This is a genomic window from Bacillus sp. TH50, from assembly GCF_016650565.1.
Lineage (GTDB): Bacteria > Bacillota > Bacilli > Bacillales > Bacillaceae_G > Bacillus_A > Bacillus_A mycoides.
In genome coordinates this window covers 557,243-582,455 of sequence record NZ_JAEKFM010000007.1, presented here as the reverse complement: position 1 = coordinate 582,455, position 25,213 = coordinate 557,243, and the positions used below count along the sequence as shown (strand labels likewise).

Sequence of the window (25,213 nt, the reverse complement as noted above, 5' to 3'; positions counted from 1 at the left end):
AGGGCGTTTGAAGGTCAATACAGAAGGTTTTACCTTATTTCTTCTATTAAAAACTTAAAGGCATAAGAGATAACATTTCTCTTATGCCTTTTATAAACCTATTAGCTATTTTTAATCATAAATCTTAAACGTATTCCTAATAACACCAGAATTACACCTATAAATGGAAGGTAATCCGTATTATGCCCTGTAGCTGGAAGTTTTTGATTATTAGAACCGCCTTGTTCTTTTTCTGGTAAGTTAGGCTTTTCTACTTCTTCGCCTGGGCTTTCTGTTCCTTCACCTGGCTTTTCTATTCCTTCACCTGGTGTTCCTGTTTCCCCACCTGGTTTTTCTATTCCTCCACCTGGTTTTTCTGTTCCTTCACCTGGCTTTTCTATTCCTTCACCTGGCTTTTCTGTTCCTTCACCTGGTGTTTCTGTTTCTCCACCTGGTTTTTCTGTTCCTTCACCTGGCTTTTCTGTTCCTCCACCTGGTTTTTCTGTTCCTTCACCTGGCTTTTCTGTTCCTTCACCTGGTGTTTCTGTTCCTTCACCTGGCTTTTCTGTCTCTCCACCTGGTGTTTCTGTCTCTCCACCTGGTGTTTCTGTCTCTCCACCTGGTGTTTCTGTCTCTCCACCTGGTTTCTCTGGACCTTTTCCTGTTTCTTTTTCATTGGTAATTTGAAGCTTTATAACTTCTACTTTCTCATTAGAAATCGTAAATTCAATTCCCTTATCAGATAAATTATATCCTTCTGGAGCCTGGACTTCTTTTAAAACGTAATCTCCTGGTTCCAGTTTCTTCGAAGTTGCTTTACCATTTTTATCTGATGTTAATGTGTCTATTTTTATTCCATCTTTCAGAATTTCAAACACTGCACTTTCTAATTTTTTCTCTGTATCATTAGCATCTATCTTTGTAATTTCTACTTGACCTGTGATTTTTTCTTTCACTTTTTCATTCAATACTTCTTGTTTTACTACTTCATTTGCTACAACATTTACTTCCACTTTTAATTCTACCGCTTTGTAGCCTTCCGGCGCTTTCGTTTCTTCTAACGTGTACTTACCTGGCACTAAGTTTTCGAATGTCACAACACCATCTTTATTCGTTGTTTTCGCTTCTCCAACTACTTGACCGTTTTCGTTTTTCAGTCTGAATTCTGCGCCTTCTAGAACTTTTCCACTCTCTGCATCCTTTTTGATTACTTGTAAGCTTCCTAGTTCTTTCGCATTTTCTACTTGTACTTGTACTACTTTGTTTGCTTCCACAACGACTTCAATTTCTTCTTTTAGTAATTTATATCCTTTTGGTGCTTTCGTTTCTTTTAACGTGTATTTTCCTGGTTCTAATTTTCCAGAGATGACTTTACCTGTTTTATCTGTTCGTAACATCTCTACTTTCTTACCATCTTTATACACTTCAAATTCTGCGTCTGATAAAAGCTTCGTTTTATCGTTTGCATCTACTTTTACGATTTCAAATTGACCAAGGCTCTTACTATTCGTTACTTTTACATCAACAACTTTTTCACCGTCGACTGTTACATGAATTACTTGTTTTGTTAACTCATAACCTTCTGGTGCTTTTGTTTCTTCTAACGTATACTCACCCGGTACTAGTCCTTCTACTTTAACCGTTCCAGACTTATCTGTTGTAATTTTTTCTTTTACAACATTTCCTTTAGCATCTTTCAATGTAAATACTGCGCCTGCTAAACGTTCCGCTTGATCTTTATCATCTGTTTTAATAATTTGTAGAGAGCCCAAGAGTTTTTCATTTTCTGCCTCTACTTTTACTACTTCTTTCTCATTTTGAATTGTTACTTTCCATTCTTTATTTGAAATCTTGTAACCTGCTGGTGCTTTCGTTTCTTTCACTGTGTATTCACCTAATGGTAATTTCGGTAACATCGCTTTTCCACTCTCATCAGTTTTCAACTCTGCTACCTTTTTACCATCTTTATACACAGTAAATTCTGCATCTGATAATAGCTTCGTTTTATCATTCGCATCTACTTTTACGATTTCAAATTGACCCAGAACTTTTTCGTTCATTACTTCTTGTTTTACTACTTCATTCGCTACAACATTTACTTCTACTTTTAATTCTACCGCTTTGTAGCCTTCCGGCGCTTTCGTTTCTTCTAACGTGTACTTTCCTGGCACTAAGTTTTCGAATGTAACAACACCATCTCTATTCGTTGTTTTCGCTTCTCCAACTACTTGACCAGTTTCGTTTTTCAGTCTGAATTCCGCGCCTTCTAGAACTTTTCCACTCTCTGCATCCTTTTTGATTACTTGTAAGCTTCCTAGTTCTTTCGTATTTTCTACTTGTACTTGTACTACTTTGTTTGCTTCCACAACGACTTCAATTTCTTCTTTTAACAACTTATATCCTTGTGGTGCTTTCGTTTCTTTTAATGTGTATTTTCCTGGTTCTAATTTCTTAGAGATTACTTTACCTGTTTTATCTGTTCGTAATGTATCTATTTTTTTACCATCTTTATACACTTCAAACTCTGCGTCCGATAATAGCTTCGTTTTATCATTCGCATCTACTTTTACGATTTCAAATTGACCTGTTACTTTTTCAACGATCTTTTTATTCAACACATCTACAGTAACTACTTTATTAGCCTCTACATCAACACGAACTGAGCTAGATGATAGTTCATAACCTTTTGGTGCTTCAACTTCTTTTAATGTATATGTTCCAACTGGAAGTTGTTTTGATAAAGCTGCACCTTTACCATCTGTAATAATTGTTTCAATAACATTTCCATCTTTATCTATAACATCAAATTTTGCACCTGGTAGAAGTTGACCAGATTCACTATCTTTTTTCAATAATTTAAATTGGCCATTCTCTACTTTTTTCGTATTCTTCATAACAATTTCAATTACGTTTGTACTATCAATTGTTACTTTTACTGGTGTATCAACTTTTATATATCCTTCTGGTGCACTTATTTCTTTTACAAAATAGTCACCAAGTGGTAAATCCTTGATTTCAGCAATACCCTTTTCATTCGTTGTAACAGTAGCCACAACATTATTATCTTTGTCTATAACATCAAACTTTGCGTCTTTTAAAACAATATTTTCATCATTTGCATCAACTTTTTTAATTTGTAAGTTTCCTTTTTCAACTACTGGCTTATTCCACTTTGGCCAATTAAATTTAAAGTTATGAACCTCAAATCCATCTCTTTGGTGTAATCCTCCAACATAGGCTTGTCCGTTAATAGAACCACCTTTTGTCTCTACAACAGCATTAGGCGCAAACACACTACCTACTACACCATAACCTTTAGTTGTTATCTTTGTAGCATTAGGGAACACCCAAATGACTTTACTAGCTAACTCAGTAAAAGCTGAATTAGGGTCATATGCTTGAGATGTATTAATTAAGTCTGTTGCCATCCCAGTATTTCTCGTATCGTACAAAATTGCACCGCTACCAAAATTCACTTCTTCTGCGTCTGAATAAATAACAATAAAGTCTTTGTTATTTACATTCGGAAGATAAACATCTTTTACATCAAATATTTTCTTTCCTGTTAAGCCTGAAGAAACGTAAATATTAGGGTTGTTTACATCTTCACCGATTCCAAAGCTCATATTAGGTTTTGGTTTATCAGTATGTAATTGACTCGCATCTCCAATTACACCATCAACGTCTTTTCTAAATTCTTTGAACTTGGCATCAATCTCTGCTTGCTCTTTATAAGAGATACGGTCATAAGATGATTTCATTGCACCTTCTGGGTCGCCATCTTTTGTCATCGCCACTGTTCCATCTTGGATAATTACTTGTCCTGTTCCCGCTTTCGTAAATTGACCACCTAGTAATAATGATGGATATCCTTCATCTTTCCATGTTGCTCCAGCTAAGTTGTTTGCTCCAGTTGCAGCCGCTACGACTGTATAACTTGATGCGCTCATGTTCTTTTGAACAGCCATTGCACCCTCAATATCCGCACTCGTTGCACTATGATCTCCAAAAATGATGGCGTTGTAATAAGATACATCACCTAAACCTTTTAATTCTGTTGTAGCTGCCTCTGCTTTAAATGGTAAATGGATTAAAAAATTCATACATATTAGTAATACAACTATAAAACTACTACTTACTTTTTTAAATTTTTGATTAAATGATTTCCTCAAGAAATTCATTCCCCCTTTTAAACTTCCTAAAACCACAAAAAGAAGTACATTTCGTATGTACCAAGTCTTACTCACATTAACTTAAAATAATCCATTTAAATAAAACAAAGAAACTCTACAACTCATTAATAAAATTACTACAATCCATTTTTGAGATAATACGTGAACTAAACTAACATGCGGAAGTCTTTTTTGCGTTTGGAGCTCAACAAAATTAACCTGGAGAATATTTCATATGGTGTAACTACTTTGGCAACATCATCCACTTTACAACAGTTTCCTAGAGTATTCAAGTAAATTGTATAGATTCCATACACAATTCACAATCTAAAACGTTTTCATTCATTTTAATAAGTTCAACAAAAAAACGTAGCCAAAAAGCTACGTTTTTCTTTCATCGTTTCGGTGTATGCTTATGATTCTTTAAAAAAGGAAGCGGGAATTGCTTACGAAAATGCTCTTTAATCATGTACTCTACGCCGTTCTCAGTATTAGAACGTGTAATCCAGTCCGCCGCTTGCTTTAATTCTACAGGAGCGTTCCCCATTGCTACCCCAAGCCCAACATTTTCAATTACCTCTAAGTCTTCTACGCTATCTCCAATCGCAACCATTTCACTAAGGTTAATATTTAAATGCTCCCCAAGTAATTGTAAACCACGTAGTTTTGATACATTTTGAGGGAGAATTTCTATACGTCTTTCATCACACTCAACGTACTCTACATCTTGAAATGCCTTTCTTAACGTATTCATCCCTCTTTCTTTTTCACCTTTCGTATGGAAAACAATATCAATTTTTGGTGCAGCTACTGGATGATCACGCAGTGCATCCCCTAGCGAATCTACAAATTGAACCGGATAAAATAATGGATCTGCGCTTGATAATACAGTACGCGCAATTAAGTTTGGTGTATTTCTCTCACGATTACCAATTGAATATCGTTCATGAGAAATGCGAACATTACAATCAAAATGCTCTAACACTTGCACAATATTAAAGGTTTTCTCTTCAGATAATCTCCTTTGAGCGAACGGCTTATCTAACGATGCTGAAACGAAGGCACCACCATGTGTAACTAATATAGAATCTAATTTTAACGCCTTCGCTATTTTATGAGCAGATTGAAAATTACGATTCGTAAACAATGTAACGTATACATCTTTTCTTTTCACAAAGTCAATTGTCTCCCTTAACCCTTTTGCGATTTTTCCGTTGTTGTATAGTAGTGTCCCATCTATATTAAGAGCTAGTAAGCGATAAATCATGTCGCACTCCCCCTCTTCGCTGTTGTACTCTATCCATAATTTATGAAATAAATGTAGTAAATAGAACGAGTTAGAATTACTACTGAAAATTTGGTTTACTATATACATATACAACTGGCAAAGGAGATAGTACAATGCAGGCACCTCCTTCTTTTTATGAAGGCGATACGTTAGAGGTCGCAAAGAAGTTACTCGGACATAAACTCGTTCATATTGTAGACGGCATAAAGCGGAGCGGAATTATTGTAGAAGTAGAAGCATACAAAGGTCCAGATGATAAGGCCGCTCATAGTTACGGAGGCAGACGGACTGATCGAACAGAAGTAATGTTCGGCGCACCAGGACATGCTTACGTATATTTAATTTACGGCATGTATCATTGCTTTAACGTAATTACAGCACCAATCGGCACCCCGCAAGGAGTTCTCATTCGTGCTCTTGAACCTGTAGATGGAATCGAAGACATGAAACTAGCGCGCTACAACAAAACCGACATTACGAAAGCTCAGTATAAAAACTTAACAAATGGCCCCGGAAAACTATGCCGCGCGCTCGGAATCACTTTAGAAGAGCGCGGGGTATCATTACAAAGTGATACGTTACATATTGAATTAGTTCCGGAAGAAGAACATTTATTATCCACACATAACATAATAGCTGGCCCTCGTATTAATATTGATTACGCAGAAGAAGCCGTTCACTACCCATGGCGGTTTTATTATGAAAAGCATCCGTTTGTTTCAAAATAAAGAAGCTATCCTGTAAGTAAGTGAAACCAACTTATAGGATAGCTCTTTTTTCATAATTCATCACACGTCGAAAAGCCGAAATCCGGGATCGGATTTCGGTTTTGTTTCTATAAAAGAAACCGTTGTTCCTAAAGCATTGCCAAATACAGTTCATCTCCAAAGAAAAAATCTTAAAAGCATTATTTTTTTAATGTATAATAATTATCTAAATTGAATTTCGACATAATAAAAGTTCCTGTTGGCGTTAAAAGTTGTGACATAGATTGTATGACATGCGGTAATTTCGCTGGCTCAATAGGATGTGATAACAAAATGTACTGAAATTTTTCATCTGTAAATACCTCATGTAGCTTGTCATACGCAGCAGAAGTTGTAGGAGCTATCCTATTTGCAAGAGCTGCTGCTTTTTCATTAATTTCTGCTCCAAATATGGGAACTGCCGGGTAACGCCTTTTCATTTCTAATAAAGTTGCACCACATCCAGCTCCTATATGAAGAATATTCACTTGATCAGGCGCAAATCGATCTACAATTGCTAGTAAATCATAATGAATGTATAAACTTTCACCATAAAATCCCCATTTTTCATACAATTTTATATTATTTGCATGTAAAACTACAGAAAATTTCATACTATCTTCTTTCCATGAGACACTTCCGTAGTGATGAATAAATGTATCTTTACATAAATACAGTTTATATCCTTTTTCAAACATTCTTAGTGACAAATCATCATCTTCATAATTCCCCGGTGTAAATCGTTCATCTAATAATCCAACTTCATCTAACACTGATTTTTTTATAAGCATACAGAATCCGATTAATTTCATACGTTCTTCCCATTTATTTTTATCACTTTGATTATATAAAGTTGCAAACTTCTGCATTCCTTCAATATCTTTATAAAAGGTTGGTATAGCAGTATAGTAAGCGGCATTATTAGTTATGGGCCCTACCGCTCCAGTATCCTTACTTTCATATAAACACCGAATTAAGTTGCTTAGCCAATTTTCAGTTACGACCACATCATTATTCAATAATAGAATATTGTCACCTTTTACCTCTTTAATTCCCTGATTGCATCCCTTTGGAAAACCCATATTCTCCGCATTTTCCACTAGCATAATATCCGATTGTTTTTGTAGCCATTCTACAGTACCATCTGTTGACGCGTTGTCCACAACTATTAACTCATACTCTTGTTCCACTGTATAAGTTCTAATACTTTGGATGCATTCTTTTGTATACTGTAATTGATTATGAGTCAATATAATTATACTTGTGAGCATGAATCAAACTCCTCTCAGCAGCCAAAATGATATCTAGTATTATTAAATATTATTTTTCCGATAAACTATCAAAATATTTTCTATTATATTCAATGCTCGGATTATTAGGTATGAACAGTGCAGCTTGTTCGTTATGATAAATTGCCTTTTCATATTCTTTTATTCGATCATAACAAATACATAGTTGAATATGCGGCAACCATGTATGACACTCTTCTCGGACAAACGGAGAATCCTTTGGCCTTGGCCCGTCAATTGCTGCATGGTACCAATATATTGCTTTAGAATATTCTCCTTGTTGCAAAAATACACGTCCTAAGTGGCAACAAAGTTCTCCTCTAGGCGTGTCATACGTAAATGATTGTAAACAAGACTGTATAGATTTTTTTAAGTCCCCCAATTCTAAATAACATTCGGCTCTTTTTAAACAAGCTTGAATATTATCTTCAACCCAACCCTTTTCTTCATCTAAAAACCTAGAATACCCCTTAACAGCCTTATCAAATAATCTGTGATCCTTACATTCATTTGCATAATAGTACACATCGCGGGGGCTAAACTCTTTTCCACTCTCAAGATGTTTTTCATATATTTTCAAATTACGATTAGTATATGCTTTTTCTTTTTTATGACTTACCCCTACGTCACTATTTATAAGATTTCCATACACCTCTAAATATTCATGAACAAATCCATACCATTGAAAATTTTTACTTCTGTTGACTAATCGATATCTCCTTAAAGAATGTGTTGGATTTCCTTCTATATCAAAAGTTAAATAATATTTCATAGATACTGCATCCGTACTACGATCTAACGTACTTTTTAACTGCAACAATTTCTTTATATCTTCCGTATCTATTATGTCATCTGCGTCTAGCCAAAGAATGTATTCTTTTGTAGCTTTAGAAAACGCAAAGTTTCGTGCCGCTGAAAAATCTTCAATCCATTGAAAATCATAAACTTTCGCGTCGTACTTCTTCACAATTTCTTTTGTAGCATCTGTGGAACCTGTATCTACAATAATAATTTCATCCACAACACCTTTAACCGATTCTAAGCATTTTGATATAGTTTGTTCTTCATCTTTTACAATCATGCATAAACTAATAGTAATGGAGTTTTCCATCATATCCCCCCTATCCTTTTGATGTATATGTTTGGAGAGAAATTTATATTTCTTTTGCTTCAAAATTGAGTTTTCATTTTACAAAAGAAACATAATGAGGCGGTGCAGTGAAATTGGATAGGGGAATTTCACTCGAAGATTGCAAATCAATGAAAAAAACCGAAGCCTGAACAAGACTTCGGTTCTTTATATAGAGAATATATAATTTCGATTCCTTTTTACTCCGCACCTTCCGCGGTCGCAATATCATTCTCTAAGTTTTCTCTTGATAATTCAGCTGCCATAAAATCAGCTGTTTCAGGAAGTGCTAAATGCATATGAGCTTTTTGACAAATTTGGATCGTACAGTTTTCTACAACATAGTCGAAAACATGTCCGCCACCGCTTCTTTCATCATCAATGTAATGTAAGTGGAAACCAGCTACACCAATACCTTGCGCGTAATCTGGTGTCCAAAATCCAGCTAGCGTACCTTCTGTATCTTTAAATGAAAAGATCGGTTGTGATTTCGTCACTTCAACGAGCGGCGTATACGGTTTTTCTTGTCTTGGAACAGTTCTCGTTCTAACTTCACGGAACGTACCGTCCATTCGAATACCATAAAATAAGTTTTTACTTGGCATTAACTCATGTAATAATGCTTCCACTTCTTCACGATTCATCGGACGCTCTACCGTATAACTCATTTCTTTTTCAAAAAACGTTACAGTCGCAAACGGTGTTGTTTCTTCCGGTTCTACTTTTTCCGCTGAACCGTCTGAACGTAAATGGTAAAACTCATTATCAAACGCAATCATTTCACCATCTAATTGATCAAATGTGCCGATGCCAAAATCACCACGTTCTTTCAGTTCCTCAAAGTTAATCACACCATCGTATATACCATCTAATAGCGCAAGCATTGTAGATGTTTGATATACTTCATTACTCGTTTTCGTTCTTTTTACATCAATATCAATTAATTGCGCAACAGTCATCTCACTCATGCCCCCATCAGTTTAATTGGTTTGGTAATAATTTTTCGCTTAATTTAATGTTGTCACGGTAGTCAATTGGAATATCAATAATGACAGGACCTTCTGCTTCTAACGCTTCTCTCAATACACCTTCTAATTCGTCTGGTGTATTGACACGAAGACCTACTGCACCGAAACTTTCTGCATATTTCACAAGATCAACATCGCCAAACTCTGTAGCTGACGTTCTACCGTATTTCATCATTTGTTGGAACGCAACCATATCATATGTACCATCTCTCCAAACGAGGTGGACAACAGGCGCATTTAAACGTACCGCTGTTTCTAATTCCATCGAAGAGAATAAGAAACCACCATCACCTGACACGGAAACAACTTTCTTGCCCGGTTCAACTAAAGTAGCGGCAATTGCCCAAGGAAGTGCAACACCTAACGTTTGCATACCGTTACTAAATAATAGTCTACGTGGTTCATAAGAACGGAAACATCTCGCCATCCAAATAGAATGGGAACCGATGTCACATGTAACGGTTGTATCGTCACTAATTAAAGAACGAAGTGTACGAATGACTTGAAGTGGATGTGTAACACCTTCTGAAGCACGGTTTGGAACTTCTGCTTGCTCTGATAATTTCGAGCGTAATCGTTCTAAAACTGCTTCTGATTTCGTATTTAATACAAGCTTCGGTAATTTTTCCGCAATGCTATTTACAGTTAAAGCGATATCACCAATTAATTCACGCTCTGGTTGGTAATCATGATCGATATCTGCTTGGTGATCATCAAGGTGAATAATTGTTCTATCGCCAAGTTTATTCCAGAATTTCGGATCATACTCAATTGGGTCATAGCCGATAGAAATAACAAGATCCGCTTCTTCTAGTAAAATATCACCTGGTTGGTTACGGAATAATCCAACGCGGCCGAAGAAATGATCTTCTAACTCACGTGAAATTGCACCAGCTGCTTGATATGTTTCAACAACAGGAAGTTCTGTACCAGCAATTAACTCACGAACTGCTTTCGTTACTTCATTGGTGCTTGCTCTCATACCGAGTAAAATAACTGGTAATTTTGCTGATTTTATTTTTTCTACTACGTATTCAATATGATTTGTGGGAGCGATTCCAAGCTGTGGCTTAGAAAGCGCACCGATAGATTCTACTGTCGTTTCCGCAGTCATAACGTCTTGCGGAAGACTTACAAGTGTTGCTCCTGGATTTGTAGAAGTAGCACTTCGAAATGCATTAGTAAGTGCTTCTGGTACATTATCAGGATGCTCGACTTCTACGCTATATTTAGTGATTGGTTCGAATAATGCAGCATTATCCATAGATTGATGCGTACGTTTTAATCGATCTGTACGCGGAACTGCACCAGCTAAAGCAACAACGGGATCACTCTCCGCATTCGCAGTAACAAGACCTGTCGCTAAATTTGATGTCCCTGGTCCTGAAGTTACAAGACATACGCCCGGTTTCCCTGTTAATCTACCAATAGCAGCTGCCATAAATGCTGCATTTTGTTCATGACGACAAACAATTAACTCTGGTCCTCTTTCTTGCAGTACATCAAATACAGAGTCAATCTTCGCTCCTGGAATACCGAAAACATGTGTAACACCTTGTTTAATTAAACAATCAACAACAAGATCTGCTCCTTTTGTTTTTGTTTTCACGTCGTTTGCTTTTACACCTGTACTCAAACTAATCATCCCTTTATTTCATAATGTGTGTAATAAAGATTTTAATTTTATATACTTCACCACATTAATTAACATAGTGTAATATATCTTGTTTATCATTATAGTACAAATGCATTATTTTTCCAACGATATGAATTTGACAGTTTTTTGACAACCTCTAAGGAATACGCTTACAACCCTTTGTTTATCCTAAAATAATATTTTTATATCTCCTCTAAAAATGCACGAAAAAATTACATCTAATCACAGTATTAATAAGATTATAGTACCTTGCAAAGAACATTACTAAATGATATATTTGTAAATATTAGAATACCCAATAATTGGAACGCGCTTTATAATTCGTATCCCCTTTTCAAAAGATAGGATTCTCAGCTTTAATTCATCATTTTATAAAGGAAAGTGATTGTTATGAAGAAAAATGAATTTTTGGAACAACTTAGTTCTTCCCTGCGGAATATGCCTAGTTTAGAAAAGAAAGATATTATCTCAGAGTATGAAACTCATTTTATTAGCGGTAAACAAGATGGGAAATCTGATGAAGAAATTTCTAGAAAACTAGGGAACCCTAAAACTATCGCTAAAGAGCTTAATGTTTCCTATGCAATACATAACGCTGATAATAAACGAAGCTTTAAAAATATGATAACCGCACTATTTTCTGTTATGAGTTTAAGTGCTTTAAACTTTACCTTTATCATTATCGTCTTTTTCGTACTACTCTTTTTATTACCGATTCTTCTAGCACTTATCATTGCTACTCCACTATTAATCATCTCACCTATTTTATTAATAGGGTTAGGATTTTTTAAAGGGTTTCATCAAATCAGTTATTCCGATGTTTACAATGTGTTCATCGCTTTTTGCAGCGGTTTACTCATATCCGTCATATCTTACCAAATGGTAAAACATCTATACGCAACTTTAGTAAAGTATTTGAAATGGAATATAGCTACTTTACAAAGATAATAATGAATATAAAAGGAGATTAAAATGAAGAAGTATACTTTATATCTACTCATGTTACTTACAATTTTATTTCTATCAGCTTGTTCAAACAGTGCACAACCTAAGGAAGAAAACGATGTGCAATCTATTAAAGATGTAACGATAAAAATTCCAGAAACTATATTCACTTCCTCAAAAAAGAATGAAACGATTAACGAAGACGAAATGAAACAAAATATAAAGACGTATTTAAATTATAGCGGAGAGTTAGACGAAAACATCGTTCCACTTTCATCATCTATGTCTGACGAGAATGTCACGGAATCCGACCGAGAGAAATTAAAGCAACTAGTAGATTTAGCAAAACAAAATGATGCGAATTTCCATACTTTTATTAGTAACAATACGATCCCCAATGATTACAAACAGCCTTCGAAGGAAATTCATGATTTTATTTCAGCGTCTACAGCACTTTCAGTAGAACTAGAGCAAGAATTAGACAAAATCGCGCAAGATGGTAACTTATTCAAAACTGATTTTTCTTTTACAAAACGCTTTGAGCAAGTTAATGGTAGGAAGCAAAAAGAAATTGAAAAGTTTTTGAAGGAAAAAAATATTGAAACTGAGTATTTCAACAAATAATGAAATATTCAAAAATTGTAGAATCTATCATAAGCCCATTCAAAATAGTCACTAAAAAAGACTGTTTTGAATGGGCTTTTTTTTCTGGACGGACTATCAAAATGCAATTCATCTATTTCATAAACAAAAAAGACGCCCCTATACCAGGGCGTCTTCCATCATTACGCTTGTTGTTGCGCGCTATATAATTCTTCAAGTGGCTTCATGATAATTTTGTTAACGTCAGTGATAACGATGTTTAAACGTTGCTCAGTTTCCATTAACTTTGTGATTTTAGCATCTTGTTGAATACGAGCTACAACTTCTTGTGCTTTTTGGTTATCTTCTTCAGTGATTTCTTGGCCCTGCATCATTTTTTGTTGTAAGCCAAGTTGCATCGTGCGGAACTCATCGAATAAGTTCTTTGACTCTGCATCTCCTTGTACTGCTGCGTAGCTTGCTTTTAGTGTTTGGAAATCTTCGTTTTCAGCGATTGTTTTTTGTAATTCATATGCAACATCATGAATGTTTTTTGTCATTTTATTTTTCCTCCTTTAGAAGGCTAGCGCTTTTCGCTCGCACTGCCTTTTAAGTGCATTTACATACGCACCTCTTCCTACCATATCAAACTATGCAAGAGATGGGAAGAAATTTCACTTTTATTTCTATGCACCCATCTTTATTACTTAAGGAACAAGAGTAACAAGCCTTGAATAAATCCAATTGTTCCTCCTAATAACGCCCCTAAATATGTAATCATTTTCAACTCATTTTTTGTAATGGACAATACGAGATCTTCTAGTCTCTCTGTTGAAAATGTAGATACTTCTTGCTGGACAATTTCCGCAAGCTGTAGATTTCCCAATATACTTCCCACATTTTCTGTCCCCCACTTCAAGCCTTTCTCTACTGCGCTAGGGACCACTTTTTCAACGATTGTTTCTCGAACTGGCTCACATACTTGCTGAACAGACTGATTTAAAAATCTACTCACTGTTTCCTCTACTTTAACCGCTGACAATATGGAGTTCACAATCATTTCTTTCTCTACGAACGTTTCTAATTCTTTTACGTCTCTTCCTTTTAACTTTTCCCACTCTTTTTGCAGTACATCAGTTAAAAGACGCTCTGTTCCATCTTGTCCTAAAAACTTAATTACTTCCGGCTGCACACGATCAACTAAACTTACATTCCCTAAAAACATACCAACTAAGTTAAGCAGCGTTCCCCTGGAAGCGAAAAAGTCATCAATCATTTTTGAAAGGCGTTCCTTTCCTTCTTCACTTTCCAAAAAGCTAATTCCTCTTTTTAAAATAAAAGATGCTACATTCGGAATCGCATTCTCTACTTTTTCATGAACAGAATGAGGTAACGCCTGTTCCCATGTATATGTATAGTACTCTGCTAAAAATGCATGAATTTTTTCTGTAATAACATGTTCGATTTTCCCGCTCGCCTCTTCTTCTACATGTTCTAAATTCCATTTTTCTAACATATCCCGTAACGACTGTTCATTTGTAATTACTTTATCAACTTCCACTTGTGTCCAGCGAATTAAACTGGTTTGAAACTCTTTATTTGTTAGTTTTTTTCCGATTCCTTCTGGTGTTAACAAATGGTCTACAACCATTTTACCTAATTGAACAGCAAGCTCATCGCGGCGCTTCGGAATTAACCCTGGCGTAAATGGAACCTGAAACTTCCCAATATAAATCGGACGATGAGGACGAAATAACATTTTTATCGCTAAATGATTTGTGTATCCTCCAATAATTGCCCCGAGCCCTGTCGTTATTAACATATTTAACCATATATTCATCACAATCAACCTTTCACTTCTCCAAAACTATAGCATATCATCATACGGACAAAAGTATAATGGTATAAAAACGTATTTGCAATATATAGCTTCGCCTATAATGCAAACATCTTATTACTAAAGGAGTGATTTCGTTGGTTCTTGGTCTTTTAACTTCCGGGCTCCATCACGAGCAAACGTATTACACCGAAATCGCTAAGCGAGCTCGTCTTTATCATAACGTCGTTGCCCAATTCACACCGTTTAGCATTGATTCAAAGACAGATCTTGTTTCTGGTCTTATTTACGATACAGATACAGGAAATTGGATAGATCAAACCTTTCCCATTCCTTCATATATATATGATCGTTGTCATTTCAAAGAGGATGAGGAATTCCAACAAGCAAATGCGATTATTCATTCATTACACAAACGTTCTTCCACTACTTTTTTAAACAACACACTTATTAACCCAAGCGATTTACACAATCTTTTTCTTACTAATAAACGTCTTTCCCCTTACGTACCAAAAATAATAAAAGGAACAGTACAAGGAATTTTTAAATTACTACTAGAAACAAGAGATATTATTATAAGACCAATCAATATACACTCCAATGAAAATTTATATCGGGCCACTTACAAAAATAAAACATTTCATATCGATACAATAAATGAACAACATCATACTTCTACTCAATTCAAACGAACAGATAAATTTATATCATGGTGCAAATCGAACATACACTCATTCCGTTATATGATTCATCCAATGTTACAACCTCCAAATCAACTATCATATCCGATTCATATTCGAACCATTATGCAAAAAAATAAAGAACAGAATTGGAAAGTGCTCGGTCAATTTATACAAAAATCTTCATTCCCAGCACAATTTTTACTTTCAGCAACAGAACGTTCTATGTTACATCCATTTTCTAAAATTAAATATTTACTTTCTCCAATTGGCGTTCAATTATTAAAAGATGCTTTACATGATGTTGTAAATGAAGTGTTTAAAACACTCGATCAGTCTTATTCTTCATTATTTGAACTAGAGCTTTCTACCATTATGGATCAAAAAGGTGCCATTTGGCTTATGTACGTCAATACGATGCCTTCTTACGAAGTTTATACTAGGTACAACGACGAACTGGCTGAACAAATTTTTCATGGTCCATTAAAGTTTAGCCGATTTACACCATAACGAAAGGAGGAAATCCCCGTTGAAAGAGCACATATATACATTAAGTATTTCAGATGAGCATCCAAATAGTATTACTTTACCTTACGTTTTTTCTATTACACCACCAATTACATCCTTTTTCTTTGGCTTACGTTATATTACATGTGAGAATATTAAAATTCATTATTCATTCACGCGAGAAATTATTATTGGCGAACAGATTGCAGCCGATCTTTTACTACCGCATTCAGCAACAATCCATGCCTTCTTACACAATCAAACCATTGTTTTCGGCCCATTAATCGGGATTTTCACAACTGGCTTTAACGATGATTCTAATTCTCCTTTAGGAAGTCGTTCCATCTCTCTCAGTGAGTTATTAACACCACCATTCACATTGCAGCCATTTGTATTTGTCTTTGGCATTCAACATATAAACTGGGAAGAGGAAACAATTGAAGGGTACTTCTTTCAAGAAGGAAAATGGGTAAAAAACACAGTCCCTTTACCAAATGTCATTTACGACCGATTACCAAATCGGCAAGCAGAAAATTATAAGCCTATCGTAAGAGCAAAAAAACGTTTAGAAAGCGACTATGCGATTCCGTGGTTTAATCCGGGATTTTTCAATAAATGGGAAGTGCATCAACTTTTAATGAAAGAAGATTCAATTAAACCATTCTTACCAAATACAGAAGTATTTCAACATTTTGAACAAGTAGAACGACTTCTCGGTACGCATAAGTACATTTATATGAAACCAATACACGGTAGCTTCGGAAGGAATATTCATCAAATACTCTATTCTCAAACTGATAATTGCTACTATTGTCGTTATCGTGAAAATGAACAAAACAAACTAAGAAAGTATCAATCATTAGAGGCCCTTCTTAACCATGTGTTAAAAGGACATGATTTAAAAAAGTTTATCGTACAACAAGGTATCTCACTGCTCCGATTCGAAGGGCAACCCGTCGATTTTCGTATTCATACAAATAAAAACCATTTTGGTAATTGGGTAGTCAGTGCAATCGTCGCAAAAATCGCCGGCAAAGGTAGCTTAACAACTCATGTAAATAGCGGCGGTGATACGAAATTACTTCAGGAACTATTTCCTGATTCCACAAAACAAGTTCAAATTGAAAATAAACTAAAACAAACAGCCTTACAAATCAGTTATGCACTTGATGGGCAAGTAACCGGGAACATTGGAGAAATTGGTTTTGACATTGGTTTAGACACCACGGAAAACCCGTGGCTATTTGAAGCAAATTCTAAACCGGGGCGAACTGTATTCCAAGATGAAAAGTTAAAAGAACAAAGTGAACTTACGCGTCAATTATTTTATGAATATGCCATCTATTTAACTGAACACTCTTTGCGCGACACGAAAGAAAAAATGTCACAAATAAAATCAGGTCCTTCGTCACATACCGAAAACATCCCTTCCCCTATGATTAACTTACAAATACAAAAACAAAAACTTCCACCTCCTTCATAAGGTGGAAGTTTTTTATTTAAACGAGCTTCACTACAACTTCTGTTTCCACATTACATACTCCGCAATAAAAAACATGATTGCAATACTCCTGTGAATTATTATGTGTTAAACCGTCTACTGCACTTAATAATTCTTGATCCATATATGCACTGTAATCGTCTATGTAATCTACAGTTTTCCCATAATCTTGGAGTATACCTTGGCAATTTTGACAAGAATATGTTTGTGATTCTAGCGCGTTGCAAAGCGGGCAAATTCCCATCATGATTCCTCCATACGTTATCGTTTAAAAAGTCCTTTTTTTAGATTAAAGAGAGCATCTAGCCGTGCATAGACGCGGTCAGTTCCTTTTTCTTCCCACCCTGGGTTAAAACAGAACTATGCAGTTGTTGCCGTTTAATTTTCATTTTACTAAGCTTTAATTACATTTTCGTTTAAAAGCCTCTTTTTTAGATTGAAGAGAGCATCTAGCCGTGCATAGACGCGGTCAGTTCCTTTTTCTTCCCCATCCTGGGTTAAAAAAGAACTATGTAGTTGCTCCCGATTTAATTTTCATTTTACTAAACTGGAATTTGTCTCACTTTAACAAATCATAAGTTAAGTAAGCCAAGCTGGTTATACAAAGAAAAAAACGCATATGATTTCGCTCTTAGTTTAGCCTTCTTTCTTAAAAATACAACGATTACTCTTATTTCATAATTTACAAAATAGCGATGATTTTTTTACAAAATTTACAAATTATTATTTTGTATATCTTTCTAGGTAACATCCATACTATGAGTACAAACTTAATTACCGATGGATTAGCGCCAAACGGGGCGATAATCTGGTTCAAATCCAGCTAGTCCAACCAAAAAAATTTTTATAACTCTAAGGAGGATATATTCCTATGGCAAACCAAAATTCTTCAAATCAATTAGTAGTACCAGGTGCAACAGCAGCAATCGATCAAATGAAGTACGAAATCGCTCAAGAATTTGGTGTACAATTAGGAGCAGATTCTACGGCTCGCGCTAACGGTTCTGTTGGTGGAGAAATTACAAAACGTTTAGTTGCAATGGCTGAGCAAAGCCTTGGCGGATTCCAAAAATAAATATATATGGCAAAAAGGTCTCAAGGCATATGCCTTGAGACCTTCCTTAATTTATTGCAACATTTGTAAAAACTTCTTCGTTCGTTCTTCTTTTGGATTTGTAAATACATCTTCCGGTGTACCTTGTTCGACAACGACACCGCCATCCATGAAAATAACACGGTTCGCAATTTGATGAGCAAAGCGCATTTCATGCGTTACAATGACCATCGTCATTCCTTCTTTAGCAAGTTCTTTCATAACCTTTAAAACTTCTTGAACTAGCTCAGGATCAAGTGCTGACGTTGGCTCATCAAATAGTAAAACTTCCGGCTCCATCGCAAGCGCACGAGCGATTCCAACGCGCTGTTGTTGTCCACCTGATAATTGGAACGGATATAAGTCTACTTTATCCGCAAGACCAACTTTTTCAAGGAAATAGTTTGCTTTTTTCTTCGCTTCTTCTTTCCCCATCTTTTTCACTGTAACGAGCCCTTCCATTACATTGTGAATTGCTGTTAAATGAGGAAATAGATTATGGTGTTGGAATACCATACCTGTTTGCGTACGAAGATTTACAATATCTTTCTTCGATACTTTTTGAGAGAAATCGAGCTCTTTATTGCCGATGCGAATGTTACCAGCGTTCGGCGTTTCTAACACGTTGAGACAACGTAAGAATGTCGTTTTACCAGATCCAGATGGCCCGATAATAACAACCACTTCGCCCTTCTCAACTGATAAGTCTATATGTTTTAATACGGTATTATCTCCGAAACTTTTTTGTAAATGTTGAATTGAAATCATAAAAACAAAAACTCCTTTTATGAAAGGGTTATTTTAGAGTATAACGTTCTGAACGTTTTTCTAATATTTGTTGCACGATAGATAATAAGAAGCAAATTACCCAATAAATTAGACCTGCTTCAAAATAAACAATTAAAAACTCATAGTTCATTGCCGCAATTTCCTGCGCTTTTCGGAACATTTCTGTTACTAAAATTAACGACGCTAATGACGTATCCTTCACTAAACTAATAAATGTATTCGAAAGCGGCGGAATTGATACGCGTGTTGCTTGTGGTAAAATAACACGTTTTAATGCTTGCGGGTATGTCATCCCAATTGTGTAAGCTGCTTCCCACTGTCCTTTCGGGATTGAAAGGATAGAAGCACGAATAATTTCAGATGCATATGCACCTACATTTAATGAAAATCCAATAACTGCTGCTGTATATGGCTCAACTTCAATATTAAGAGTTGGAAGACCATAGAAAATAATAAATAACTGTACAAGAAGTGGCGTTCCGCGAATGATAGATACATAGATACGAGCAATCCATTGTAAAATACGACTACCTGAAATACGTGCGAGCGCTGTTAACGTCGCAAGTATAATACCGATAATAAATGTAATAAGCGTTAACGGAATTGTCGTAAAGACAGCTTCCTTCAGCATAGGCGCGAAGGAAGTCTGCATAATATCTATCCAAGTAGACAATCGATCTGACATCAATGCGCTACTTAGATACATTTTCACCGAACCATTTTTTCGTTATTTTATCGTACGTACCATCTTTTTTCATATCTTCTAACGCTTTATTTACTTCTTGTACAAGTTTGTCGCTACCTTTACGGAATAAGAATCCACTTTGTGACGCTTCTTTTTCTGTATCTACAATTTTAATTTTTGCATCTTTTTTCGTTTCTAAATAGTTTAAAACTGATAATTTATCATTGATTGTGAAATCAACGCGGCCAGAACTTAATAATTCTGCTGCTTGGCTAAACCCTTCTACACCTGTGATTTCCGCACCATTTTTCTTAGCAATATCTGCGTAGTTACTTGTTAAAGATTGTGCTGCTTTTAATCCTTTTACGTCAGCAAATGTAGCAGGTTTATCTTTATCTTTCGCAATAACTAATGCTGCTGAAGAAGAAATATATGGACTAGAGAAGTCATATTTCTTTTGGCGATCTTCACGAATACCAACTTCGTTCGCAACCATGTCGAAACGTTTTGCATCTATTCCTGCAAGTAAGCTATCCCATTGTGTTTCTTTAAATACAGGCTTTACACCTAAACGTTTTGCAACTTCTTCTGCTAATTCAACGTCAAACCCAGTTAATTTATCGTTTGTATCGTGGAACGTAAATGGTGGATATGTACCTTCTGTACCAATTACAAGCTCACCGCTTTGTTTTATCTTCTGTAATGCATCTTGATTAGCTGTATCTTTTTTCTCTTCTTTACCGCAGCCCGCTACAATCCCAATCGCTAATGTAGTTACTGCAAGCACTGAAAATAATTTTTTCATGATAGTAGTCCTCCAAGTATTCTGATAGGAATTTAAAAACTATATTGATTGTATGCAATTTTGAACAATTTTTCAATGAAAATGTTCTTATTTAGTTTAACCTTTTTCTTCATAATCAAACAAAATGGAAAAATAGCGCTACATACAAAAAATAAGTAACATTTTTTAATATAGCATTTATAAAGAAAAAGGTAAAACAATACCTACTTATTTATAAGTTTTTCAGCCGGTGAAATATACTAACTTCTAAGCGGACAATCCGATCAAAAAAGAACTTGCGAAAATCGCAAGTTCTTCTAAAAATTAAGCACTCTGGTTTCCTTCCATTTGCGTTTTATACATATCATAATAACGCCCGCGCTTTTTCATTAATTCATCATGGGAACCTTTTTCCAAAATCGTTCCTCTATCAAGCACAATAATTTGATCAGCGCTCTTAATTGTTGAAAGACGATGAGCGATAATAAACGTCGTTCGTCCTTTTTTCACAACTTCTAGCGCTTGTTGAATCATCGCTTCTGTTTCTGTATCAATACTGGAAGTCGCTTCATCTAAAATTAAAATGGCAGGATCAAAAGCAAGTGCCCTAGCAAACGATATAAGCTGACGTTCTCCGGTTGAAAGTGTACTTCCTTTCTCCGTAATTTTTTCATCTATATTGTTCGCAAACCTTTCCGCACCAACATCACGTAACGCCTTTACGATGCGATCTTTTGAAATTTCTTCATTTTCTAAGCTTACATTGGATGCCACTGTCCCGCTAAATAAAAACGGATCTTGCAATACAATTCCCATATGTTCACGTGTGGCTTGTTTCGGCATCTCTGTTACATCGTGACCATCAATCGTAAGCTTCCCTTTTTGAAATTCATAAAACTGAAAGAGCACATTCATAATGGAACTTTTTCCTGATCCAGTATGACCGACAAGTGCCACTGTCTCCCCTTGTTTCGCTTCAAAAGAAATATTTTTTAATACTTCATCTTTTCCATTGTAAGAAAACGAAACATTATCGAATTTCACATTTCCGGTTAAGCGAGGCATACGTTCTTCTTCTACTGCCTCTCCCTTTTCCTCTAGCAATTCAAAGACGCGCTCTGATGCAACACGCGATTGCTCTAAGTTAGCAAGTTGGTTCACCATGTTCGTAATTGGCGAGAACAATCTCGTTAAATAATCAACGAAAGCATATAGTATCCCTAGAGAAAGGAGGCCAGAAGCACTTAATGAATCACCACCGAAATACCAAATTACACCTGTGAAAGCGATGTTTCTTAATACAGACACTAAATTATGCGAAGTTGCTGCATTTAAATTTAAAATTTTATTTTGATATTTAAAATAATCACCATTTAACTCTTCAAATTCCTTCTTCGTTTCATGTTCTTGACGAAATGCTTGAATAATTGGCATCCCTTGAATTGATTCATTCACTGTTCCGTTAATATCCGATAAACGCGAACGCATTTTATGATTGTATACAGACGCATACTTTCTATACATAATCGCCCAAACGATTAAAATTGGGATGATGAGTAAGCATAGTGCCGCCAGTTTTACATCAAGTAAAAATAGCGCAGCGAAAATCCCGATAATATAGATGATACTAGAGACGAATGTCGCAAGCACTGTTACATATAAATCACGAATCGCTTCTGTATCATTCGTTACACGCGAAACAATTTTCCCTGCTGGTAAATGGTCAAAATAACGAATTGGCAACGTTTGAATATGGGAAAAGACGTCTTCCCTCATAATTTGAATAATTTTGTTTGCTGCCTTCTGTAAGAAGAACTGCTTTCCGTATGCAAATAATGATACGACTACTAATAAAGCGAAATATCCACCGCCAAGTAGTAATAACCTATTTATTTCTGGTTTATAAAACGCAAATACTTCTTCTTTCGTTAAGGCTTTCGATTTATACACTTGCACTGCCTTACCACTTTGTACTGTAAGCACATCACCCTTAACAGAACGAGTTCCTTCAAGCGTTATTTTATTCGGTACAAAATAGTACTGAAAACCAACTTGAATCACTCGGACTTCTTTCCCTTTTTGCTCACCTTGTTCAAAGCGATCACTTCGCTTATAAAAGGCGCCATTATATGAAACAGCATCCTCACTCTTTTCTGTTTCATACCAGGGTCTCTCTATTCCAACGATATGCTCATCGATCATCGTTTTTGCGACGAAAGGACCCGCGAGTTCTGCAATAACGAAAACAAATAGCATCGCCATCGCTGCAAAAATCGGCCCTTTTACTTTCATCGCGTATTGAAACAATCGTTTTGAAACACTCATATTTTCACCCCACTATCCGTACTTTCACTTTCACTTTCACCTTGTTGTCTTTCGAACTGCTCTGCATACCAGCCCCCATTTCGAATGAGCGCTTCATGCGAACCTTCTTCAATAACCTCACCGTTATCCATAACGAGAATCCAATCAGCATGCTGCACTGCTGACAAACGATGCGTTGTTATAATCGTCGTCTTCCCGCTTCTTTCTGTTCGTATGTTTTCAATAATTGCCGCTTCAGTACGAGCATCAACAGCTGATAAAGAATCGTCCAAAATTAAAATTTCCGGATTTTGAATAACAGCCCTCGCAATCGAAATCCTTTGCTTTTGCCCACCTGATAAAGAAACACCTTTCTCTCCAACGAGCGTTTCTAAACCTTCCGGTAAAAACTCTAAATCCTTTTTAAACGCAGCTATTTCAATCGCTTTTTCAAGTTCTTCTTCAGTCGCTTCTCTATTTCCGAATAAAATATTTTCCTTCGCTGTTTTTGAGAACAAAATGTGTTCCTGAGGTACATACCCAATCCAGCCAAGTACGTTATCATTCGTAATTTTATCTAGCTTCACATCAGAAACCGCAATGTCCCCTTCCCCAAGTGGATATTGACGAAGAAGCTGACGAACGAGCGTCGTTTTCCCGCTTCCTGTTTTCCCAACAACTCCAAGTGTCTCTCCTTGTTTTAATGAGAACGAAACATTTTTTAAATTTGTTTCAATTGATGAAGGATATGAAAAAGTAACGTTATCAAATTGAATGTAATCTGGCTCTTGTACAACCTTTGGATCTTTCGGATTCTTTACATCCGGTTCATAAGCTAACGTTTCATTTACACGGTCGAGCGACGCATTTCCTCTTTGCATAACATTAATCAATTCACCAATTGCAAACATCGGCCAAATCATCATCCCTAAATAGACGTTAAAAGAAACGAGCTCACCAAGTGTCACCTTTGATTGGAATACGAGATATGCACCGTAAACTAAACCAATTAAATAGCTAAGACCGACGAGCATTTTTACAGTTGGCTGGAATAATGCATCGATTCTTGCTACTCTCATATTTTTCTCGTATACGTCATCTCCTAAATGATGAAACCTTTCTTGATCAGCGTTCTCCTGTACATACGCACGAATAACGCGTACACCCGCAATTGATTCAAGTACTTTATCGTTCATATCCCCGAACGCATCTTGCGCGACTGTAAATCTTTCATGCAACTTCTTTCCGTATCTATTCATCGCATATGCCATAATCGGAAGCGGTATAAGCGCAGCAAATGTTAACTGCCAACTAATTGAAAAGCCCATCATACAAACGATTGTAAGCATATATAGACTAGAATCAACGAGCGTTAATATACCAAAACCAGCTGTCATGGAGATTGCTTTTAAATCATTTGTCGCTCTCGCCATTAAATCGCCAGTACGATTTTTTTGATAAAACGTCGGTGTCATCTTAAGTAAATGCCCCATAAATTTTGAACGCATCGTTTTCTCAAGTACGAACGCACCGCCAAATAGTTGGTGCTGCCAAATGAAAGTAAGTACATACCCAACAATCGTTACCCCAAGTAAAATAAGAATATATTGCATAATCGCCTCATTCGTTAAGGCTCCCGTTTTAATATTATCAATTGTAATTCCTAACACTTTCGGTGGAATTACCTCTATCACGTTTACAATTAAAAGTACCCCAATTGCAATACTATACCTTTTCCAATGCTCTCTAAAAAACCAGCTTAACTTTAGTAATACTGAAAACAATATAACCTCTCCTTTCTCGTTCCCGTTTGATTCACATTTCTTTATCCGCTATCCAAACCCATCACATTTACATTTCGTAAGCCATACAATTTCATCACATTTTTCCACCTTCCAAATTCTGATTTTTTATAGTAACAAGGAAAATAAAGTGAAACTTTAATCAGTGGGGGTTTTGTTCATTCCCCACTGATTATTAGCCTTCACCAATCGGGCGTTTACGGGCAGCCCGACTCCCATCCCAACTTCTTTGCTCCAGCTGAATTTTGAGGCGGGAGTCTTACTGCCCGCAAATAGCGGGATAAACAAAAAAAAGCATACCGCCGCTTGACGATATGCAATAGAATGCATAAAAGCGTACGTTACGATATACGCAACATACGCTTCTCATAAGACAAAAAGGTCCTATATATCCGCACGGGTTGCGTAATGATATG

At 36.0% G+C, this 25,213-nt stretch carries 20 protein-coding genes; 6 read left to right on the top strand and 14 right to left on the bottom strand.

Annotation, left to right across the window (positions count from 1 at the left end):
- Window positions 1-101: 101 nt before the first annotated feature.
- Both JFU23_RS20080 and JFU23_RS20075 read right to left on the bottom strand, forming a co-directional pair.
- Window positions 102-4,160: a SpaA isopeptide-forming pilin-related protein gene (locus tag JFU23_RS20080; RefSeq protein WP_242483524.1), complete on the bottom strand. Its 4,059-nt coding sequence runs from the start codon at window positions 4,158-4,160 to the stop codon at window positions 102-104.
- Between the two features lie 385 nt (window positions 4,161-4,545).
- Window positions 4,546-5,418, bottom strand: a complete 873-nt coding sequence (locus tag JFU23_RS20075) for a Cof-type HAD-IIB family hydrolase (protein WP_063218437.1) — start codon at window positions 5,416-5,418, stop codon at window positions 4,546-4,548.
- A 134-nt stretch (window positions 5,419-5,552) separates the two neighbouring features.
- Between JFU23_RS20075 and JFU23_RS20070 the strand changes: the two genes are divergently transcribed.
- Entirely contained in the window at window positions 5,553-6,167 is a 615-nt protein-coding gene (locus tag JFU23_RS20070; RefSeq protein WP_063218436.1) for a DNA-3-methyladenine glycosylase, read from the top strand.
- A gap of 179 nt (window positions 6,168-6,346) precedes the next feature.
- Here the strand turns inward: JFU23_RS20070 and JFU23_RS20065 are convergent, their stop codons facing one another.
- From JFU23_RS20065 to alsS, 4 genes are all read right to left on the bottom strand, one after another.
- Window positions 6,347-7,456 (bottom strand): glycosyltransferase, encoded by a 1,110-nt coding sequence (locus JFU23_RS20065; protein ID WP_201032550.1) that lies wholly within the window; start codon window positions 7,454-7,456, stop codon window positions 6,347-6,349.
- Between the two features lie 49 nt (window positions 7,457-7,505).
- On the bottom strand, window positions 7,506-8,585 hold the full coding sequence (locus tag JFU23_RS20060; RefSeq protein ID WP_201032549.1) for a glycosyltransferase: 1,080 nt from the start codon (window positions 8,583-8,585) through the stop codon (window positions 7,506-7,508).
- 218 nt (window positions 8,586-8,803) lie between these two features.
- Entirely contained in the window at window positions 8,804-9,562 is a 759-nt protein-coding gene (gene alsD / locus JFU23_RS20055) for an alpha-acetolactate decarboxylase (protein ID WP_201032548.1), read from the bottom strand.
- Window positions 9,563-9,578: 16 nt separating this feature from the next.
- The gene (gene alsS / locus JFU23_RS20050; RefSeq protein ID WP_201032547.1) at window positions 9,579-11,267 is read right to left on the bottom strand and encodes an acetolactate synthase AlsS; all 1,689 of its coding nucleotides are present in this window, start codon (window positions 11,265-11,267) and stop codon (window positions 9,579-9,581) included.
- Between the two features lie 411 nt (window positions 11,268-11,678).
- On the opposite strand from alsS, the gene JFU23_RS20045 reads away from it, so the two are divergent.
- A complete protein-coding gene (locus JFU23_RS20045; protein ID WP_201032546.1) occupies window positions 11,679-12,236 on the top strand; it encodes an HAAS signaling domain-containing protein in 558 nt (185 codons plus the stop codon).
- Window positions 12,237-12,260: 24 nt separating this feature from the next.
- Window positions 12,261-12,857, top strand: a complete 597-nt coding sequence (locus JFU23_RS20040) for an NDxxF motif lipoprotein (RefSeq protein WP_201032545.1) — start codon at window positions 12,261-12,263, stop codon at window positions 12,855-12,857.
- Between the two features lie 161 nt (window positions 12,858-13,018).
- Here JFU23_RS20040 and JFU23_RS20035 read toward each other — a convergent pair whose 3' ends face one another.
- Together JFU23_RS20035 and JFU23_RS20030 are read right to left on the bottom strand one after the other, a co-directional pair.
- On the bottom strand, window positions 13,019-13,375 hold the full coding sequence (locus JFU23_RS20035) for a YlbF/YmcA family competence regulator (RefSeq protein WP_098778272.1): 357 nt from the start codon (window positions 13,373-13,375) through the stop codon (window positions 13,019-13,021).
- A gap of 143 nt (window positions 13,376-13,518) precedes the next feature.
- Window positions 13,519-14,664 (bottom strand): DUF445 domain-containing protein, encoded by a 1,146-nt coding sequence (locus tag JFU23_RS20030; protein WP_201032544.1) that lies wholly within the window; start codon window positions 14,662-14,664, stop codon window positions 13,519-13,521.
- Window positions 14,665-14,789: 125 nt separating this feature from the next.
- On the opposite strand from JFU23_RS20030, the gene JFU23_RS20025 reads away from it, so the two are divergent.
- The gene (locus JFU23_RS20025; protein ID WP_201032543.1) at window positions 14,790-15,842 is read left to right on the top strand and encodes a YheC/YheD family protein; all 1,053 of its coding nucleotides are present in this window, start codon (window positions 14,790-14,792) and stop codon (window positions 15,840-15,842) included.
- Between the two features lie 19 nt (window positions 15,843-15,861).
- Window positions 15,862-17,322 (top strand): YheC/YheD family endospore coat-associated protein, encoded by a 1,461-nt coding sequence (locus JFU23_RS20020; RefSeq protein WP_201032542.1) that lies wholly within the window; start codon window positions 15,862-15,864, stop codon window positions 17,320-17,322.
- A 16-nt stretch (window positions 17,323-17,338) separates the two neighbouring features.
- On the opposite strand, the gene JFU23_RS20015 is transcribed toward JFU23_RS20020, so the two are convergent.
- Complete coding sequence (locus JFU23_RS20015; RefSeq protein WP_002087367.1) at window positions 17,339-17,584, bottom strand: hypothetical protein; 246 nt, start codon at window positions 17,582-17,584, stop codon at window positions 17,339-17,341.
- A gap of 627 nt (window positions 17,585-18,211) precedes the next feature.
- Here JFU23_RS20015 and sasP point away from each other — a divergent pair.
- The gene (gene sasP / locus JFU23_RS20010; protein WP_000013339.1) at window positions 18,212-18,415 is read left to right on the top strand and encodes a small acid-soluble spore protein, SasP family; all 204 of its coding nucleotides are present in this window, start codon (window positions 18,212-18,214) and stop codon (window positions 18,413-18,415) included.
- Window positions 18,416-18,466: 51 nt separating this feature from the next.
- Here sasP and JFU23_RS20005 read toward each other — a convergent pair whose 3' ends face one another.
- The 5 genes from JFU23_RS20005 to JFU23_RS19985 form a co-directional block, all read right to left on the bottom strand.
- The gene (locus JFU23_RS20005; protein ID WP_002010843.1) at window positions 18,467-19,201 is read right to left on the bottom strand and encodes an amino acid ABC transporter ATP-binding protein; all 735 of its coding nucleotides are present in this window, start codon (window positions 19,199-19,201) and stop codon (window positions 18,467-18,469) included.
- A 28-nt stretch (window positions 19,202-19,229) separates the two neighbouring features.
- Window positions 19,230-19,928, bottom strand: a complete 699-nt coding sequence (locus JFU23_RS20000; protein WP_033706449.1) for an amino acid ABC transporter permease — start codon at window positions 19,926-19,928, stop codon at window positions 19,230-19,232.
- Window positions 19,915-20,712, bottom strand: a complete 798-nt coding sequence (locus tag JFU23_RS19995) for an amino acid ABC transporter substrate-binding protein (protein ID WP_002030008.1) — start codon at window positions 20,710-20,712, stop codon at window positions 19,915-19,917. Before JFU23_RS19995 ends, JFU23_RS20000 begins: the two co-directional genes overlap by 14 nt.
- Window positions 20,713-21,015: 303 nt before the next feature.
- Window positions 21,016-23,016: an ABC transporter ATP-binding protein gene (locus JFU23_RS19990; RefSeq protein WP_201032541.1), complete on the bottom strand. Its 2,001-nt coding sequence runs from the start codon at window positions 23,014-23,016 to the stop codon at window positions 21,016-21,018.
- A complete protein-coding gene (locus JFU23_RS19985; protein ID WP_201032540.1) occupies window positions 23,013-24,779 on the bottom strand; it encodes an ABC transporter ATP-binding protein in 1,767 nt (588 codons plus the stop codon). The genes JFU23_RS19990 and JFU23_RS19985 overlap by 4 nt, the downstream gene beginning before the upstream one ends.
- Between the last annotated feature and the right edge of the window lie 434 nt (window positions 24,780-25,213).